Raw genomic sequence first — 18078 nt, forward strand, 5'->3', positions numbered from 1 at the left:
CAGAAGCCCTTGCCCGGGGCGGTTCGGCGGCGAAAACTGTCAGTGGGGCCGCGTAGCGTGAGGGGTATGGAAGGCAGTGCACTGATCGAGGGGCGGGCCGCGGCGCAGCGGTTGCTCGACGGCGATCGTGCGCGTCGGCGGGGCGAGGCGCAGATCATCGAGGCGCTGTGCGACCTGGCCGAGTGCTACCGGCTGGACGAGGACGAACTCACCGAGGTGCTTGTCGAGCGGCGCGTGCAGGTCGGCGGCGAAGGGACCCCGAGCGTCTCCGAGCACCTGCGCCTCGAGATCGCCGGGCTGCTCGGCTGCACTCCCCCGGCCGCGACGGGGAGGCTGGCCGACGCGCTGAACCTGAAGCACCGTCACCCCAGGCTGTACGAGGCGGTCCAACGGCTCGAACTCGACGCAGGCCGGGCGCTCAAGGCGGCCGCCAGGTGCGCGCACCTGCACCCGATGCACGCCGACTCCGTGACCAACCAGTGGTGCAGACGCCAGGCGGGTCTCGGATGGACGGCCGCGTTCAACCTGCTCGACAAGCTCATCATCGCGGTGGACGCCAAGCTCGCCGCCGAGCGGGAACGGAAGGCGCGAGAGGATCGCGGCGTCTGGGTCTGGGGCCTCTTCGACGGTGTGATGAACCTCACCGGTCGCCTCGACGTGCTCGATGCGCGGTTGCTCGACGAGCGGCTCGACCAGGTCGCGGCCCTCCTCGAGCCGGTGTTCCCGACGCTCACGGCGAGCCAGCGTCGCGCGAAGGCCCTGGCGGTCCTCGTCGACCCGCATCAGGCGGCGGCCCTTCTGGATGCGGCGCCGCAGCCGGAACTGCTCGACTCGTTCTTCGACGCGGCGGCTGGTGCGCATCTGCCCTGCCGTTGTCGCCGCTGCGCGTCAGCCGGGGGCGGGGTCGTCACGCCTGGCGGGATCGTCACACCTGGCGGGGTCGCGGCTGATCGCCCGGCGGTGCCGGTGGCGTCCACCGGAGGCGACGCCGGTTGGTCTGGTGAAGTCATAGGGGTGGCCGCCGCGGAACTATCGTCGAGGCCGGTCGCGGCAACCGCCGGGAGCGCCGGCCGCCCGATCGGTGCGCCTGAGGCCCTCCGAGGGGCGCACGTTGATCTCCCCGCGAGGACGGTCCCGGCGCACGGTGGCCTGGGCTTCCCGTGGAGCGGTGTATGTGGGCCTCCCCACCAGGCATCAGTGCGCGGTGAGGGTCCCGAGCGCACCACCGCCAGACCGGTTGCCTCCTTACCCGGGAGAACTCTGCCCGGGCCCGGTTCCGAACCGACCACATGCCAATCCGGCCGCTCAGGTACTCAATCCGGTGAGGTCGGCGACCCGGCTGCGGGTCCCGACGAGGGGCCGGCGGGTCTCGACGATGGGCCTAATGGTCTCAACGATGGGCGTGAAAGGAACCGGGCGGCTGCGCATCTGCCCGGTGAACTGGCGGATGAGCCGTCGGGTGGTTCGCACTCCTCTCGCGGTCGCGGGGCCAAGGCTGGGAGCGCTCCCGGTCGTCGCCGTCCGGTGCTGCAGGTGTCGGTGCACCTGCACGCCGACGCCTTCGGCGAACTGAGCCCGGTCGCCCGGGTCGAGCGGGCGGGACACATCACGACGGCGCTGCTGCGGGAACTGCTCGGCGAGGCGGCCTTCGACGTGCGCGTCCAACCGGTGATCGACCTGCCCCGGTTCGCGCCCGCCGATCGCTACGTCCCTACCGACCGGATGCGTCGTGCGGTGACGCTGGCCTTCCCCGTCGAGCCGTTCCCGTTCTCGAACCGACGCACCGGGTCGCTCGACCAGGATCACACCATCGCCTACCGTCCTGGCGTCGCCGGGCAGACCCGGATCGGGAACCTGGCACCCCTGTCGCGCGGGGTGCATCGGGCCAAGACGGCCGGCTTCTGGGTGCTCGACCAGCCGTCGCCCGGCCAGATGGTGTGGACCAGCCCGCTCGGTTACGCCTACGACGTCACGCCCTACGGCTCCCGACGCCGGACGACGACGTCCGCATGAAGCTCACCCGGTGCCAGCGGGTTTCGACACGGCCGCGACTCCCCCGCTGACTGAGCCATGCGGGGCGCGGAGCGGACCGCATCGGTCGAAGTCCCCGCGACGCCACCGTCGGAACCCTCACCAGGCGGAGCAACACAGGCGTCCGGCTGCCTCCGCTTTCGGAGGCTTCGACAAGCTCAGCCAACGACCGCAACCGGTGCCAGCGGCGGCCAACAGGTCCCCGCACCGAGCGCCAGAGGGTTTCGACGCGGGCTGCGGCGCTTCGCGCCTTTGCCCGGCTCAACCAGCGACGACCGATCGTCGAGCCTGTCGAGACGTCCGCAACCACCGCCTCTCCGACGAGAGCCTCGACTCGGCCACGCGACTCCCCGCCGACTGAGCCATGCGGGACGCGGAGCGGACCGCATCGGTCGAAGTCTCCGCGACGCCACGTCGGAACCCTCACCAGGCGGAGCAACGCAGGCGTCCGGCTGCCTCCGCTTTCGGAGGCTTCGACAAGCTCAGCCAACGACCGCAACCGGTGCCAGCGGCGGCCAACAGGTCCCCGCACCGAGCGCCAGAGGGTTTCGACGCGGGCTGCGGCGCTTCGCGCCTATGCCCGGCTCAACCAGCGACGACGCCGTTCGTCGAGCCTGTCGAGACGTCCGCAACCCACTCTCGCCCTCGGGCGCCACCGCTCTCCCTGGGCTGGCCAAAGATACGGCACGCAGCAAGACCCCGGCCCGCCGACTGAGCCATGCGGGACGCGGAGCGGACCGCATCGGTCGAAGTCCCCGACGCCGTCATCGGAAGCCGAGACCAGGCCCAGCAACACGGCCTCGGGCTGCCTCCACTTTCGGAGGCTTCGACAAGCTCAGCCAACGACTCCCAGCACCGGGCGAGAGGGTTTCGACGCGGGCTGCGGCGCTTCGCGCCTTTGCCCGGCTCAACCAGCGACGACGACCCCGATCGTCGAGCCTGTCGAGACGTCCGCAACCCACGGCTCTCCGGCGCGAGAGGGTTTCGACGCGGGCTGCGGCGCTTCGCGCCTTTGCCCGGCTCAACCAGCGACGACGACCCCGTTCGTCGAGCCTGTCGAGACGTCCGCAACCCACGGCTCTCCGGCGCGAGAGGTTTCGACGCGGGCTGCGGCGCTTCGCGCCTTTGCCCGGCTCAACCAGCTCGGCTCAGCCCTTCAGGCGGGTGAGGATCGCCTCGATCGCCGGGAGCGTGATCCGCTCGTCCAGGTACTCGCGGCGGACCGCGTCGTCGTCGCTCGTCGAGAACTCCGTCGTCTCACCGTCGTGGACGTAGCGCGACGGGTCCTTCAAGCTCTTCCCGTGGTGCGGCATCGTCAACAGGACCGTGAACGCGACCTGGCCGGTGGCGTTCGCGCACGAGTAGGCGTTCGGCAGCAGGTCGTCGCGCATGCACCTGCCGTTCTCGACCGGCACCGCCCTCGACTCGTCGTACTCGAAGTTCAGGTCGAAGGCCGACGGCGAGCCCGCGTAGTCGAGCACCACCAGAATGTCCGACTTCGTCGAGTCCAACGCCAACATGCCAAGCGGCAACCCGAACTTCACCGTGCAGCGCGAGTCGGGCACCTCGACCTCAGTGCCCTGGCCGGCCAGCGGGTCGTCGACCGAGTGGAACCGGAACGTCTGCGACTCGGGCGTCTTGACGATCGACTCGGTCTGCGGAAGCAGCGACTGAACCACCTCGTCGGTCAGCAGACCACATGCGTCGGGCCAGTCGACAAGGGCGCCGGTGTCGGCGACCTTCCCAGTCAGGTCGATCGGCGCGCCTAAGTCGGCGGGCAGGCTTCCGATCTCGACCGGGTCCGTCTGCTTCGACCCGGAGCAGCCCATCAGTGCGACCCCAGCGAGAACGGCCGCCGCGGCGACCCCGATCCTTCGCGTGCGTCCCATCCGGTCAACCTCCGAGCGACTCGTCCCGACAAGCACACTACGGACGGACCGGCTCACCCGAGCGGGCAGGACAGGGACGGTAACGGCCGGTCAGGCGACGAAACGCACCCAGTTCGGGCCGCTACCGGTGTGGATCCGGTCAAGTGCGACCAGCCGGCCGTCGCGCTCCAACCGGTACAGCGCGGCGTGATCGGAGGCCTCCCCCGCGACGACGACGTGGCGACCGTCCGGTGCCACGGCCAACCCGCGCGGTTGCTTCTCGACGTGGGTCAGCACGACGGTGTCGGTCAGGCGACCGTCGCCGTCAAGCCGCACGGCCGCGACGGTGGACTCGGTGCGCTCGGTGCACAGCAGCCACCCGTCGGCGAGCGCCACGTCGGCGCCCCAGATCAGGTGGTCCGCTCGCGGATCACGGCCGTAAGCGCTGATGCCGAGCCCGGAAGCGGCGTCGAAGGCCTGGACGTCCTCAGCCTTGTCGAGCCTGCCGCCCTCGCTGCGGTCGAAGCGGACAGCCTGCCCCGTGAACTCGGTGATCAGGTAGGCGTTACGGTCGTCGGCAGAGACCACGAGGTGCCGCGGGCCGTCGCCGGGCGTCACCCGGACGAAGGGGGCGGACAGTTCGACGAGTTCGCCGTCCGTTGCGATCGAGTATTGGGCGATCAGGTCGTCGCCGAGCGAGACGAAGTAGGCGTTGCGGCCCTTCGGGTCGGGGACGGCGGCGTGCATGTTGCGGTGCGACATCCGCCCCATCTCGGGGCCGACGACGCCGTCGACCACCTGATAGCTGGTTCCCCAGCCGCCGTGGTACGACGCCGCGAGCAGCGCGTTCGGCGTGATCGCGAGGTAGGCAAGCGGGTCGTCGACGGGGCGACGTGCGATCTCGGTGAGGCCACCGGTCGACCTGTCCAGGCGCAGCGTCAGGATGGCCGGCTCCGGATCCTTGACGGCGCAGTACACCAGGTCACGCGCGGGGTCGACGGCGAAGGTGCTGCATCCGAGGCCGACCTCGGTCACCGCCTCCTCGACCAACCGGTCACCGTCGAGACGCAGGGCCGAGATGGTCCCGCCCTTGTCATTTCCAACCAGGATCAGGGCCTCATCAGACATGCCCTCATCCTACGGCTCACTACCCCGCCTTGGCCCCGTAGTCGCGCACCAGTGCGGGCGGGCCGCCCGGATAGGCGGTCGCCGTGACCTTGCCCATCCAACGGTTCCCGGCCCGATCAAGCGTCCACAACGTGATGCACTGCGCGTCGAGCTGGGTGGGCGTCGGATGCTGGTAGACGTACATGGTCTCGCCGGTGGCAAGATCCATCGCCCGGGTCCGCAACGTGCCCATCTCCCGCAGCGTGGTGCCTTGCTTCAGCGCCGACATCGCGATGACGACGCGGCTCACGTCTGGGTTCATGGTCGAGAAGTCCAGCATGATCTGCGCCCGGTCCGGGCCGATCGACTGGCCGGGCGCGAGGTAGGCAAGGAACGCGCTGCGGTCGGGGGTGGTGCGCCGGTTGCGGTACAGGAAGTCCTGCTCCGACGGCACCCGGTAGCCGGTCCCGTGCCTGGTCAGCAGTAGCGCGCACATGTCGACGTCGACGTTGGTCGCCGACCACGTCGCCCCGATCAGCACCCGCTGGACGGGCTCGTCGCCCGTGTTGATGAGGCCGACGGCGGCCCCCTGCAGCAGCCTTCTCGGCATCAGCGCACCCCGATCTTCTTGGTCAACGCGGCCTGCAGCACGTCCAGCACCCGGAACGGCACGATCCCGCCGCGGCCGATCGTGGCGGCGTTCGGCTCGGCCCCCAGCGCGGAGGTCGCGAAGAGGCGGTACGGAATCTGCGCGTCGGAGGCGGCGGTCAGCAGCATCGACGCGCCCAACTGGCCGAGCAGTCCGTTGAGCTCGTGCTGCAGCAGGTCGGCGTCGTTGCGGTTGTCGAAGGCGCTGACCATCGACGGGTCGCGCTGCAGGGTCGAGCCGGGCCGGTTGAAGATCGACTGCCACGGCGACGCGGACAGGTCCCGCATCCGCTGCAGCACGTCGAACTTGCTGAGCACGATGCCGAGCACCTGGTCGGGGCCGCCCTGCTGACGGTGCGCGGCGCGGGCCGCGAGCACCGAGCGCATCACCTCGAGGTCGTGGCCGGAGCCGCGGGGCACCGTGACGACGCCCTCAAGCACTGCCGCGACGCCGGGCACCTTCAGCGGGTCGACCATCGCGACGATCAGGTCGCTGAAGCCGAGGTAGCGGAACCGGGCGTCCGACGGCGCGAGCGACTCGAAGTCCTCGCCCGCCGCGTCGATGATGGAGAGGCAGACCGCCTGTTCGCCGTACTCGAAGCTCCACAGCAGCGGCTCGAGTTGCTCGTCGCGGGCGGGAGGTGTCGGGCGAAGCAGGTTGCGCTGCTCGAAGAGCGGCACCCGGTACTTCTGGTGGAAGCGCTCCTTGGTGGACCCGAGCGGGGTCAGGAAGCTCTGGTGCTGCTGGCCCAGGAAGTACTCGAACTGGTCCATCATGACGCCGATCAGCACCGACTTACCCGCGGTGCGGGCGCCGGTGATGGCGATCGCGAGTTGCGTCGACGTCAACCATTCGACTGGCACGTCGAAGTGGCAGTTGGGGCACTCGCCGGACCTGGCGACCTGCTGGTAGCAGCGCGGACACACCGTCATGAGGCGACCTTCGGGAACAGGGCATCCGCCAGGCTCGCGGCATCCTCGACGGCGCCCGCCAGGTCGGCGGTCGCGACGAGGCGCACGTTCTCCAGCGCGGCAAGCCCATCGAGCGCGGCCAGTTCCTCGTCCCAGAACTGTGCCGGGCGATCCTCGGGTCGCAGCCCGTGGCGGGAGCGTCCGACGGCGACAACCAGCATCGGCGTCCCCGAGGAGGCGGCGAAGGCCTCCAACTCGCGGTAGTCGACGGGGACCCCGTCGAGCAGCAGCGCGACGCTGCGGCCACCCTTCGCGGCCGTCTCGACGGCGCGCGTCACCCGCGGCCAGGGAGCCGGGTCGTGGCCGAGCGCGTCGTTCCAGTCGATGGCGTCCGCGTCCAGCGCGGCGACCGAATCACGCACCGGCTCCGTTGCGACCAGCACCGAGCCTGGCAGGTTCCCGTACCCGGTCGCGGCGATCCCGATCAGCGTCTCGACGAAGGTGCCGATCGCGGCGCGGCGCTCCTCGACGAGCACCGAGGCGGACGCGTCGAGCACCAGCGCCCAGTCGACGTCGCGGGTGGTCGAGTCCTGGTGATTGACGTGGTACGCGTACTCACCGGGGCGCAGCCAGGCGCGCGACCAGGCGCCCTCGTCCGCGCGCCGGGCGTCTGCGAACAGGTCGGTCAGCGTGCCGTCGGCACTCAGCCGCACCAGGTGCACGCTGTGATGCCCCCCGACCTCGACGGCGGGCCGGACGATCTCGCCGCCCGCGCCTCCGGGGCTGCGGAACGACATGCCGAGCCGGGTGCCGGAGGCGAACGGCTGCCCCGTGGCGGAGCGGGCGCCGATCAGGAGTTCCTGGCCGGGCACCACGACGACCTCGTTGGCCGAGACGCGGAACTGCGGCTCGACGACCTCGCCGTCGGGTCGGGTCAGCAGCACCTGGGCGGGGGCGGTGGTGCTCAGCTTGATCGACACCGCCCCGGCGGGCGCCTGCGCGGTGCCGCCGGCAGCGAGCTGGACGATTCCGGCCATCAGAGGTCCTCTCCATGGATGGTTGCGTGTGGTTCAAGGGCCGCCACGATGTCGCGCATCGCCTGGCGGAGCTCCTCCGGCTGTTCGTCGATGCGCTCGGCGAGGCCGCCCTCGGCGAGCAACCGTTCGACGTCGACGCCAGCCTTGCCGAGCGCGGCCGCCCCGATCAGCGCGGCCTCGAGCCCGGTCGGTTCGTCGTCGACCTGCCACGGGTCGACCACCTCGGGGGCCATCGAGTAGACGCTGACGTCTTCGGCGGGTGAGTCGGTCGGGACGGGCACGCCGACCTCGGTGGCGAGGGCCGCGAACTCGTCCCAGCGCCGGATCTCGTCGGAGACGCTGTCGAGCAGGAACCTGATCGGCTCGGAGCGGGCGAGCACCTGCGCCCCGGGCGTCGTCAGCCAGGCGGCCTGCAGGAACGCCAGGTAGTCCTTCGGCTGGAACTCGTTGCCCGCGTCGAGGTAACGCGCGATGAACTCGTCACGCTTGGCGAACACCGCAAGCGCGACGTCGGGCTCCGCGTAGGCGAGGTCGACGACAAGGCCCGCCGCGTTGGAGCGGCCAGCGACGCTGCCGTCGGGCAGGCGCCAGCGGGCGCCGTCGTCGGTGGACTCCTGCTCGACGTGCCAGCTGAGATCCATCTGGGGCACGCCGCGCAGCGTCTTCGGGTCAAGGGGCGCGGTGACAGCCACCACGACGGGGATCGTCGCCAACTGCTCGATGGCGCTGCGGGGGTCCTCGCCGATGCAGATCCGCACCAGGTTGGCTGTGCCCGGGTCAAGGACCCAGCTCAGCATCGAGATCCAGTGCGCGCACTCCGCGGCGGTCGGGCCGACCAAGACGAGCCGCTCCTGCCCCAGCAGTTGCGTCAGCGCGAGGTCGACGACCCACCTGATCCGCGCGGTGCGCGACGGGTCGGCCCGCAGCCAGGCGGCGGTGTCCTCCCAGCCGCGCGGCGCGGGAAGCTCCGCCGGGGGAACCGCCTCGGCGACCTGACGCGACCCGTAGGGCGTCACCCACCCCGGCGAGAAGAACCAGTCGACCGGACGCAGCGTCGGCCGGGCGTCGATCACCGCGCAGTGCGACACCACGTTGCCCGGTCGGCCGGTGTGGTCGGTGCCCGCCTCCACGCTGCGGCAGGCAGCGAAGCCCTCGCCGAGCGGGCCGATCCGGAACCGGACGGCGCGCTGCTGCAACTGCTGGGCCGACGGGAACTGCGGCAGCGTCGAGGGCATCGCGACGCTGGTCAGCTTCAGCAGCGCCTCGCCCTCCTCCTGGCCGATGCCGCCGGTGGTGTGAAGCACGCCCCACCCGCCGACGTCGCGGCCCGCGATCTGGTCGGCGCTGCCGTAGACGAGTTGCTTCATGACACCACCACCTCGAGCGTGTAGACGGGCGGGTCGAGCACGGCGACAGCGCCGCAGTCGGCGGGGGGCAGGTTCACGAACGCCCGGATGAACGCCACCGTGTTCCCGGCGGGCAACTCCGCGATGGGGTGGGGACCCCGGCCTGCAGCGAGACGACAGGCTGCGCGAGGATCCGGCCGTCCTGCGGGTGCAACGGAAGCCGGGTGAGCTGCCCGACGATGGCGAGCGGCGTGTCGTGCAACTCGTCGTCGACCTCGGCGAAGATCCGGTACGACGCGGGCCGCGCACCCGGCTGGGACGGCATGCCGTCGTGGCCGTATGGCACCACCTGGTAGTCGAGCCGGGTGATGCCCGGGTAGTCGAGGCTGGTGGCCTCGGAGTACATCGGCCTGCCGTCGAGGTAGACGACGCCGTACAGGTGCAGCGCGCAGCCGTTCGACGGGAGCGTGCGGGTGATCCGCATGCCGCCCATCCGGATGTACTCGTCGCTGGTCAACTGCGCGATCGGCTCGGACTCCCGCGGGTCGAGCGTCTGGCCACGCGGGCCCTGGTAGGCCTGCACCACCGTGACGCCCTCGGGCCACGAGAAGGTGACGATCTCCGAGTCGACCCGCTCGACGATCTCGGCGTAGGTCGGCGCGTGGGGGTCACCATCGAGACGGCGGGGCCGACCCACACCGACTCCTCCGACACCCAGTGGACGGCCACGAAGTGGGCCCGCACCCAGGTCGGGTCGACCACGTAGTCCTTGATGGTCATCAACCCGCCGAGGTCGGAGGGCGGGTAGTTGATCCGACGCTCCCGCGTCAGGCCCTGCCCCTCGATGATCTCCGCGGTGCGCGACTCGTTCTCCAACCCGTGCGGCGGATGCTCCGGCGTGGCGTACAGGTAGACCTTGCCGTGGCTCGGCCGCAGCCAGGAGATGTTGTAGGCCCCGGGGTCGACTCCGAGCGGGACACCTGCACCTTGATCTGCTGGACCTCCGGCGTGACGTGCGCGACGGCGGTCAGCGGCGCAGACACCATCGACTGCCCGTCGGCCAGTTCGGCGACGCAGAACGCGGCGTAGACGATGTCGTCGCCCATCGGCGGGTTCAGGTCCCGGAAGCCGGTCGAGGAGACCAGTTCGCGGTCGATCTCACGGTTGATGTCGTAGCTGATCGTGGCGCCCTTGGGGAACCGCTGCACCTCGACGCGGCTGCCCTCCGGCGCCGACAGCAGCGCGGCGACCGTGCGGTTCGCCGTCACCTGCACGCTCAGTTCCTTGGGCGGCCACACGACCTGCCCGACGCCCACCAGCCGCGGCTGCGAATGCGCGGCCGCGAGCAGCGTGTCGCCCTGGTTCACCCAGACGGCGAGGTACGTGACTGGCCCGGCAGGGTGCAACTGCGCAGTTCCGGAGTTGGAGCGGGTGACGCCGACGAGGCCACCCAGTTCGGGGGCGCCGCTCGGCCAGTTCGACGTCGACTCGACGATCCGGTACAGCGTCACCGGCGCGCGCTCAGGCGCGGGGGTCCAGGCGAGCCGGACCCCGTCGTCCTCGAGATCGGCCGACAGATGTCCGAACGCCGTCGCCGGGCCGTCCGCCCACGAGAAGGGCACGAACTGCGGCACCTTCTCCCAGTCGAACGGAGCGTACGGGTCGAGCAGTTCCGGCTCGGGCGCGGCGACGGGCACCGGCTCCGGCTCCGGTTCGGGCTCCGGCTGCGGAGCGGGTCCGACGGCGTCGGGGCCGCCCAGGAAGTAGGCGATCTGGTCGGCGTACAGCGCGACGAGTTCAGCGGCGGTCAACCGGGCCGCGGCCTGTTCGACCTCGGCCTCTGTGACGGCACCGCTCGAGGCAACGCGCGCGAGGTCCTGGTCGCCGATGGTGGCGACCTTCGGGTCTTGGTGCCCGCCCCGCCACTCCATCAACCTGCCGAAGCGGGCCTCCGGGCGCTGGTCGAGCCCGGGCTGCGGCTCGGGAGCCTGCCTGGCGGGCGGCGCCGACCGGGGCTCGGGCTGCGGCTCGGGGCCGTCCATCGCGGGCACCAGGTCGTCGAACGAGCGCAGCAGCGCGTCGCGGTTCTCCCAGAGGATGTGCTCGGCCACGGTGCGCAGCCGGATGTCGAGGTGCCCCCACAGTTCGAGGTCGCGCTGCGAGATCCCCTCGCCCCCGCGGGCCTGCGCAGCCTCGATCAGCCAACGGGAGCGTTGCAGTCCGGTGCTCACCAGGTCGTCCCCGGTCCGGACGGGCGCTGCCTACCCGGCGTCGGGCCGCCGCCCCACTGCTGCTGCGGCGGCGGGGGCTGCGGCTGGTTCCACTGCGGCTGAGGCATCACCGGCGGCGCGATGGGTCGCACCTGGCGCACCTTCAGCCCGAAAGGCACCACGAGCACCGCGACGTAGGCCGTCACGAGCGCGACGATCGCCAGCTTGGCTCCGGCGCCGAGTTCGACGTTCAGGTCGACGCCGGTGCGCGCTTCGCTGAGGAACAGGCCGGCGGGTCCGAAGAGGTAGTAGCTGACGGCGATGATGCCCCCGATCGAGGCGACAAGGATCCCCGTCACCAGTGCGACCGTGAAGCCGCCGCGGAACAGCAGGCCGATGGAGCTGAGGATCATCCCCAGCGCCAGCAGCCACACCAGGATTGCGGCGAACACGACCTCGTTCGGCGAGTACTCGAACGAGCCGGACTGCCCGTTGACGGTGCCGCTGCCGTTGACCCACGGCAGCCAGATCGAGATCAGCACCAGGATCCCCGCCACGAACAGCATCACCATCGAGTAGCGGGCGGGGCCGGTGACGTACGGCTCGCCGTCGGGCTGCCTGTTGAGGAAGAGCAGGCCGAGCCACGGCAGGAAGAACGCGGGAAGCAGTCCGTGCCACCAGGGGCGGCCGGAGCGCCGCGCAAGCGCGATCCCGAACAGCGAGGAGGGCACCGCGTTGATCAGGTAGAAGATCACCACGGCGGTGAAGAAGTCGGCGTTGAGCCACTCAGGCATGTGCGTGTCTCCTAGATGAACGAGTCCGACGACGACTGGAGCGACTGCGGCTCCTCCGGCGGGCGCTGCGCGCCAGCGAACTTCGAGGGGTCGTAGGCGCCGCCGAGTTGGACGACGACGAGGGCGACGTCGAGGCCGGTCGCGTCCTCCTGGGCGAGCGTGTGTCGCACCGAACGGATGTCGACGACGCCGCCCGCCGCGTTGAACATGCCCGGCTGGAAGGAGCCGGACATCTCGGCGCGGTCGAGGCCCTCGATGAACGAGGTCCGCGACACCTCCTGCGGGCGGCCGGACGAGTCGCGCACCAGCACCCGGCTGAGCAGCCGGTCGCGGGCCTCCGCGTCGCTGCGGGTGAGTTCGACGATGCGCTGCGAGGTCGCCTGCGGCAGCCGCCTGGTGCCGACCGAGTCGGCAAGCGCGGTGCTCCACCTGGTCAGCACCGGCACCCCGTCGATGGCGGGGTCGTTGCCGAGCAGGTTCGGATCCTGCTGCAGGTGGTGGCGAAGGTTGCCGAGGCTGGCCGGCAGGTCGGTGACGAAGGCGCGCCACGCGTCGGAGAGCCAGCCGATCCTGAACAGCTCGCCGCGCCACCGGTTGGCGACGTCCTCCACGGCCTCGTCATCGGGGACGGCGACGCCGACGGCGAGGTTGAGCGGCATGCCCTGCCCGACGTGCAACTGGCGCTCGGTCGACGACGTGGTCTGGCCGAGCGGGGCATGGATGAACGCGCCGAACGCGCGGGACCAGTCGAGGTACTGCCGATAGGCACGGCTGATCCGACGCAGGTCCTCCAGCGCCTCCATCCGGTGCCGGGTGGCGTCCTCGAGTTCAGTGGTGGCTGCCCGCAACTTGTTGAGGTAGGCGTACACCTTGGCCGAGGACTTCATGTGCAGCCACGCCCCGACACCCGCCCAGGCGCCGACGGTGAGCAGCACCATCAGGATCAGCCAGGGCCAGCCGAGCACCGACAGCGCGGTCAGCGCCACGAAGATCGCGATCAGCGACAGCGAGACGGCCGACATCACGCGCACGTGGCTTGCCAGTTCGTCCTGCTCCTGCTGGATGGCCTCGGGCGCCGGCGGCTTCGCGCCGAGCCTGTCCACCAGGTCGGTCAGTTCCTGCACCTCGGCGATGGTGGCGCGGTGCGCGTCGCCGAGCCTGCGGCCGATGTGGCCCGAGTACGAGCCGCGGACCCGGTTGGCCCACTCCCGCAGCCGGTTGCGTTCGGCGCTGACGGCCTGCCCCAGGTGCGGCTGCGTCTGCGCCAGGTGGTCGAGGCGCTCGAAGAGCCGCCCGACGGCGATGTCATCGCCCGCCTCGATCCGCCAGTTCGGCAGGAACGCGGCCAGGTTCGACGGCAGCATGAACGCGTCGGACGGGTCGACGCCGACCCGGTCGGTGGTCGTGATGACGGCACGCTGCGAGCCGAGCGTGCGGGGCGGCAGTTCCGCCGACCTGCTGCCCGCGTCGAGCAGCGTCATGCCGCCGTCGACGAAGTCGTGCCACAGTTGCGGCTTCTGGGGAACCGGTTCGAGTTCGCCGTGCTGCGCCGCCCTGCGGATCACCGAATCGAGCGACTGCTCGTACTCGGCCCACGTCGCCGACGACCCGTCGGCGCGCACGCCCCGCACCACCACGGCGAAGCCGGAGTCGGCCCCGCCGAAGACGGCATTCTGGACGGCGCTTGCGGTGGCCTGCGACACGGAGCGGTTGAGCGCGTCGACGGCGTTGCGCGGCGCGGAGGCCAGCGCCTTGCCCGCGAACACCACGAACTGCTTGATCGCCTCCCACGCGCCGACCTTCTGCGGCGCGGGCGGCGGCGTGCGGTGCCTGACGCGCGGCATCACGTCGACGTGCTTCGTCAGCAATTGGTCGGCCATCGACACGGCGGACGCGGCCTCGTCGTCGATCGACAGCGCGTAACTGGAGTCGACGCGCGGCGTCGGGTAGCGGTCGTGCACCGACACGAGCCGGGTCGCGAGCGCGTCCTGCACCGAGCCGGACGACAGCGACCGGCTGAAGGCGCGGACGGGCACGATCAGGCCGCCGCTCGGGGCCTGCCTCTCGTCGAACGGGGCGTTTGCCTGCCCCGGCCACAGCCCCGTCAGCGAGCACAGCGTCCCGGTCAGCAGCAGCAGCCAGCGCGGGTCGTCGAGCGAGCGGACCAGGGCCGCGGAGCCCTGCGCCGGCGAGACGGACTCCTCGGGGGAGATCGCCAGGTTGTGCCAGCCGAACACGGCGAGCGCACGGCCGCCCCATTCGGCCTCCGGGCTGCCCGCCGACACGTTGAGTTGCACGATCGGCACGCTCGGCACCGTCTGCCTGATCGCCTCGAGGACGGCGGCGGCCTGCCGTGGCGCGACGGCCGTCTCGTCCTCGTCGACGACGCCGACCACAGCGAGCCGGATCCGGCCGACCCGGGTGTGCGCCAGATCCTGCTGCAGCGCGACCGTGCGGACGGAGCCGTCAGGCTCCAGCACCCCGGCCGGGATCGCCGGCTGACCGTCGACGATCGAGTCGAGGTCGACGATCCGGCACGGATTGACCAGCCCCTGGACCGTCCAGTCGTGCAGCACCGCCTGCAGCGCGACGGCGACCGGCCGCCGCGCCGCGATCACGACAATGTCAGACCCAGACCACGTCATGCTTGGCTCCCTCATCGTCGACCCCGGCGGCCTTCACCAGCGTCTTGAGCCGGTCCAGGGCGGGGATCGCGATGGGTGCCAACTCGGAGAACAGCGACATGCGGCGCATCGCGTCGACGTCGAGCTTCAACTGCAGGGCCTTGACGGCGCCCTCGTCCGGGCGACCGCTCGCGTCGCGCTGCCCCCACTCGCCCGCGAGCATCGCCTTGAGACCGTCGATCCACGCCAGCGTCGCCTCGACACGCGCGGCGGCCGTCTCGGCGGGGGTCGCCCCGGCTGGCACCGACGTCAGCACCTGCGACGGGCCGTCGCCCTCTAGCTTGACGCCACCCACCTCGAGCGGCTTGTCGTAGAACGCGGCGTGCAGCAGTTGGGTGCCGTTGATGGTCTCGTCGGGCCTCGACTGCTCGTTGCTGTCGGCGCCGTCGACAAGCAGGCGCAGCGCCTCGTACGGGGCGAGCGGCGTCAGGTCGGGGTCGCCGACGCAGCCGACGAAGGCACGCGTGTGGCTCATCAGGACGCCCGCGAGCACGTCGTGCGGCGTGCGGATCGACGTCTCCTCGGAGGTGAGCAGCTCACCGAAGCGGACCCAGCCGCGCGGGGTCCGGACCTCCGCGGTTCCGTAGGCGTCCTGCCGGACCAGGCCGACGAGGCGACCGAGGTACCAGCCCGCGATGATCGTCTCGACCTCCTCGGGCGACATGCCGAGCGCCGCGTACAGCGGCCTGGTGCGCTTCCACTGCCACAGGTCACGCTGCGCCGTCACCGGCGACATCGCCCAACGGGCGTTGATCGGCTCAAGCAGCGAGGTGTAGCACATCGGCGAGACCTTCTGGTACGAGCCGAACACGTTGACCTTGCCCGCGGTCGACAGCGCGCCCGACAGGGCCCGCTTGAAGTTCTCCACCGAGGTGACCTCCAGTTCGGGCTTGGCGCCCAACTGCTGCACGACCTGCTCGGCGACGGGGTGGGTCGCCTCAAGCGGGATCTCGGAGAACGAGTAGACGTAGCGGATCTCGGTGTTGTGGAGCCGCTTCGCCATCGGGATGTCGACGCCGACGACGGGCCGGGCCTTGTCCATGGTCTCGATCAGCTTGGCCGCGAAGCCCTCGTGGCGCTGCTGCCTGTCGATGGGGGTGACGGCGGGATCGTCGAGGTAGTCGGAGATCGACGCGCCTGCGAAGTTGGCGAACACGTCGCCGATCGCCGCCAGGCGGAGCGTGCCGCGCGACAGCAGTTCGAACGAGTCCATCCGAAGCGAGTACACCGGCTTCGCCTCAGGCGTCGGGGTGCCGTCGCTCGCGCGGTTGGGCAGCACGCCCGGTCGCCAGTGGCTGACCTGCTGCAGCACGTCCTGCGTGACCTTCGATCCGGTCGTCTCCCAATGCCCGGAGACGGCCTCGGCGCGCAGCTTCGACAGGCCCTGGCCGTAGTCGGCCCCGCCGCCTGCGGAGGCGACGACGTCGCTGCGGAACTGCGCCGGGAAGTCGTCCGCGGTGGTCAGCAGGATCTCGTTCTCGGCGTGGTTGAAGCGCAGCGGCACCCGGTCAGTCTCGTCGGGCCAGTCGGCGAAGATCGCCGAGTTGAGCTGCGCGAGGCCGGCGCCGCCGGAGTCCTTCGCGCGCTCCACCTCGAGGGTGCGCAGCGAGTCGTTGGCTGCCTTCTCGAGGCCGCCGAGCACGTCGGCCGCGTAGGCGCGCAGCACGCCTGCCGCGACCCGGGCGCCCTCACGACGCAGCACGTTCTCCATGGAGGACTGCAGCGCGCGGGCGGCGAGTTGGCCGAGCGGATGCGTGATGTCGACGGTCTTCTTGCCGAGCGTCTGGGCCTGCTGGCCGACGGCGGCGTCGAGCGCGACCGGGTCTGCCCCGTCAGCGGTGGCTCCCGCCTGCGCGAGTTGGCCGATGATCTGGTCGGAGAGCGAGCGGACGCGGCTCATCAGTTCGCGCGCGTAGGGCAGGCCGAACTCGGCGACCACGCGCAGGAACTCAGCCTTGGTCGCCGCCTCGAGCTGGTAGGCCCACTGCTCGGCCCACGCGTAGGCAGAATGCTGCAACTGGTAGCGGGCCTGGTCGCGCATCGCGCCGACCGAGGACGCGACGGTCGAGACCCACTGCGCAGCGGGAGCCGAGCCCGAGTTACCCATCATGGCGACGCCGGGTGCTGCGGCGTCACGGGCAGCGGCCTCCCAGTGCGGGCGCGGGAACGCGACACTCTGGAACCAGTCGGGCACCTGCTGGCCGAGGTAGGGCAGCCCCATGGCGCTCAGCGAGGCGCCGATCTGGTTGTCCATCAGCATCCGCAACTGGTCATTGCCTGGAAGCTGACTCGTCGGGTTGAGATGGCCCTCGACGAGGTGATCGGAGGCGTTGCGGGAAAGGCGCTGCGCCGCGTAGTCGAGGTAGCGGTCGCGGCCGAGCGACAGGCTCGCGAAGCCGAGCGAGCCGAACGGCAGGGCGCGTCGGTCGGCCCGCCAGCCGAACTTGCTCGTCATCGAGTCGAGGGGCTGCGGGTTGCCGAGCATGAAGTCGACGTACTGGCTGGTCGCCGCCTCCGACAGCATGGTGCCCGCAAGCGCGCGGGCGATGCCGCGGTAGACGCCGTCCGCGGAGCCGTCGCCGAAGTAGGCGCCGTCGCCGCCGATGCGTCGACCGATCGGGAAGACGCGCCCGAAGGGCGGGTTCCCCGAGGTGAACGGCACGCCGAGGCGCTGGTAGGTCTCGCGGTCGAACGGCTCGCTGAGGCGGGTGATCGCGCCGAGGATCTCGGGAAGCGCGCCCATCGCGTTGCCCTCCACGTTGGCGCGCAGGCCAGAGGGGAGCTCGGCGAACACGTCGGCCGTGTACAGGAAACAGCCGATGTTCTGCGGCTTGACGCCGGGCAGCGAGCCGAGCACGCGGCACACGTCGAGGAACATCGACGCGCCGGAGCCGCCCGCCATCGAGCCGACCACGATCGGGATGATGACGTTGCTCGTCTGCTCCTTGCGGGGAATGTCGCCCCAGGCGTTGGGCGCCACGGCTCGCGCCTGCGACCCGACGAGGGTCTCGTGCAGCGCGCCGAGCCGGGGAAGCGTCAGCATCCGGCCGACAGCGCGGTACTGGCCCGCGCCGTTGTTGACGGGGATGCCGTTGGCGGTCTCCCTGTCGCGCGGGGCCCAGCCCATGATGGGGGCGAAGTTGTTGCCCTTGCTCGCGAGCTGAGCCTCGACGGCGGCCGCGGTTGCGAGGTAGGTGTTGGTCGGCGAGGAGAACGACACGTACTGGCCGCCCAGGTCGCGGATGCTGCCGAGCGGGGCGGGACCCTTGTCGGGGTCCACTGGCACGTCGATGTGGACGAACTGCCAGGCGTCCGGGAGTTGGCTGATGCCGCGGGCGCGCAGGTCGGCGCGCAACTGGTCGATCAGGAGTCGGACGGTACGGCCACCGGAGCCGCCACAGCCGACGATCAGAAACCTACGCACTGATGATTCTCCTCATT

At 71.0% G+C, this 18078-nt stretch carries 13 protein-coding genes; 1 reads left to right on the top strand and 12 read right to left on the bottom strand.

The annotated features are described in order from the left end of the window. Positions 1-66 precede the first annotated feature (66 nt). A complete protein-coding gene (locus BW730_RS18230) occupies positions 67-2013 on the top strand; it encodes a DUF222 domain-containing protein (protein ID WP_145952877.1) in 1947 nt (648 codons plus the stop codon). A gap of 1166 nt (positions 2014-3179) precedes the next feature. Here BW730_RS18230 and BW730_RS13690 read toward each other — a convergent pair. From BW730_RS13690 to BW730_RS13740, 12 genes are all read right to left on the bottom strand, one after another. Then, complete coding sequence (locus BW730_RS13690; RefSeq protein WP_077686744.1) at positions 3180-3920, bottom strand: hypothetical protein; 741 nt, start codon at positions 3918-3920, stop codon at positions 3180-3182. 90 nt (positions 3921-4010) lie between these two features. Next, on the bottom strand, positions 4011-5027 hold the full coding sequence (locus BW730_RS13695) for a lactonase family protein (RefSeq protein ID WP_077686745.1): 1017 nt from the start codon (positions 5025-5027) through the stop codon (positions 4011-4013). Between the two features lie 19 nt (positions 5028-5046). Beyond that, the gene (locus BW730_RS13700) at positions 5047-5616 is read right to left on the bottom strand and encodes a TerD family protein (RefSeq protein ID WP_077686746.1); all 570 of its coding nucleotides are present in this window, start codon (positions 5614-5616) and stop codon (positions 5047-5049) included. After that, positions 5616-6587 (bottom strand): hypothetical protein, encoded by a 972-nt coding sequence (locus BW730_RS13705; protein WP_077686747.1) that lies wholly within the window; start codon positions 6585-6587, stop codon positions 5616-5618. The genes BW730_RS13700 and BW730_RS13705 overlap by 1 nt, the downstream gene beginning before the upstream one ends. Then, on the bottom strand, positions 6584-7603 hold the full coding sequence (locus tag BW730_RS13710) for a hypothetical protein (protein WP_077686748.1): 1020 nt from the start codon (positions 7601-7603) through the stop codon (positions 6584-6586). The genes BW730_RS13705 and BW730_RS13710 overlap by 4 nt, the downstream gene beginning before the upstream one ends. Continuing rightward, a complete protein-coding gene (locus BW730_RS13715) occupies positions 7603-8970 on the bottom strand; it encodes a GAP1-N2 domain-containing protein (RefSeq protein ID WP_077686749.1) in 1368 nt (455 codons plus the stop codon). The genes BW730_RS13710 and BW730_RS13715 overlap by 1 nt, the downstream gene beginning before the upstream one ends. A gap of 73 nt (positions 8971-9043) precedes the next feature. After that, entirely contained in the window at positions 9044-9568 is a 525-nt protein-coding gene (locus tag BW730_RS13720; RefSeq protein ID WP_471248210.1) for a hypothetical protein, read from the bottom strand. Next, entirely contained in the window at positions 9463-9894 is a 432-nt protein-coding gene (locus BW730_RS20525) for a hypothetical protein (RefSeq protein WP_471248211.1), read from the bottom strand. Before BW730_RS20525 ends, BW730_RS13720 begins: the two co-directional genes overlap by 106 nt. Further along, complete coding sequence (locus BW730_RS13725; RefSeq protein WP_077686751.1) at positions 9777-11180, bottom strand: SaeA-related protein; 1404 nt, start codon at positions 11178-11180, stop codon at positions 9777-9779. Before BW730_RS13725 ends, BW730_RS20525 begins: the two co-directional genes overlap by 118 nt. Next, positions 11177-11953 (bottom strand): hypothetical protein, encoded by a 777-nt coding sequence (locus tag BW730_RS13730; protein ID WP_077686752.1) that lies wholly within the window; start codon positions 11951-11953, stop codon positions 11177-11179. The genes BW730_RS13725 and BW730_RS13730 overlap by 4 nt, the downstream gene beginning before the upstream one ends. 11 nt (positions 11954-11964) lie before the next feature. After that, entirely contained in the window at positions 11965-14598 is a 2634-nt protein-coding gene (locus tag BW730_RS13735) for a poly(ADP-ribose) polymerase family protein (RefSeq protein WP_077686753.1), read from the bottom strand. Next, positions 14579-18061 (bottom strand): tubulin-like doman-containing protein, encoded by a 3483-nt coding sequence (locus tag BW730_RS13740; protein ID WP_077686754.1) that lies wholly within the window; start codon positions 18059-18061, stop codon positions 14579-14581. The genes BW730_RS13735 and BW730_RS13740 overlap by 20 nt, the downstream gene beginning before the upstream one ends. Positions 18062-18078 lie beyond the last annotated feature (17 nt).

It is taken from the genome of Tessaracoccus aquimaris (genome assembly GCF_001997345.1).
Classification (GTDB): domain Bacteria; phylum Actinomycetota; class Actinomycetes; order Propionibacteriales; family Propionibacteriaceae; genus Arachnia; species Arachnia aquimaris.